We start from the raw sequence: 815 nt of genomic DNA, 5'->3' as shown, positions 1-815 counted from the left end.
GTCCGGCGCAGCGCGCGCGCCATCTCCTCCATCAGCAGGCTCGGCATCAGGCTGGTGTAAAAGCTGCCGGGGCCGATCAAAATCAGGTCCGCTTCGGCGATCGCCTCCAGCGCTTCACGCGTCGGCGCGACGTTAGGGTGCAGCATCAGCTCCTGCGGCGGCTGTTTCATGGCGTCGATATCGGTTTCGCCGTAAACCATGTTGCCCTCGCTGTCTAATGCCACCAGATCCACCGGCTGCTCCGACATCGGGATAAGAAAGGCGTCAACCTTGAGCAGATTGCGAATGATATTGATCGCCTCCAGCGGCCTGACGCTGAGATGATCCAGCGCCTTGAGCATCAGGTTGCCCAGGTTATGACCTGACAGCTCGCCGTTGCCGGCAAAGCGATACTCAAACATCGCCGAGGCGACGCTGGGTTCGGTAATCAGCTGGTTGATGCAGTTGCGCATGTCGCCCCAGGCGATGCCGCCTTCGGAACGGCGGATGCGTCCGGTGGAGCCACCGTTATCGGTGGTAGTGACAATGCCCGTCAGGCGCGAACCCAGCGGCGACAGGGCGGACATCACGCGTCCAAGGCCGTGTCCGCCACCCAGCGCTACCACGCGATCCAGGTCTGACAAAGTTCGGTTCATATTTCCTCTTTACACCCGCTGCCGACTTACCGTACCGGCGCTGCTTTTAGCGGGTCATGTTAACCTTACTGCCGCGAAAATGCGGCGAAAAATCGTTATGTATCAATATATATAGCGAAATTAGGTGATGGCAGAGCGGCAAAATTCGCGCTACCATTTGCCAACCATGTCGCCCATGTT

At 58.7% G+C, this 815-nt stretch carries 1 protein-coding gene; it reads right to left on the bottom strand.

Annotation, left to right across the window (positions count from 1 at the left end; all coding sequences use genetic code 11):
• Positions 1 to 635: uridine diphosphate-N-acetylglucosamine-binding protein YvcK (locus tag B3797_RS02590; RefSeq protein WP_311790299.1), on the bottom strand; the 635-nt coding region annotated here is incomplete at its 3' end.
• Positions 636 to 815: the final 180 nt, after the last annotated feature.

It is taken from the genome of Pantoea sp. UBA5923 (genome assembly GCF_002431095.1).
Classification (GTDB): Bacteria; Pseudomonadota; Gammaproteobacteria; order Enterobacterales; family Enterobacteriaceae; genus Pantoea; species Pantoea piersonii.
The sequence above is the reverse complement of the archived record's forward strand: the minus strand, read 5'-3'. Positions and strand labels throughout refer to the sequence as shown.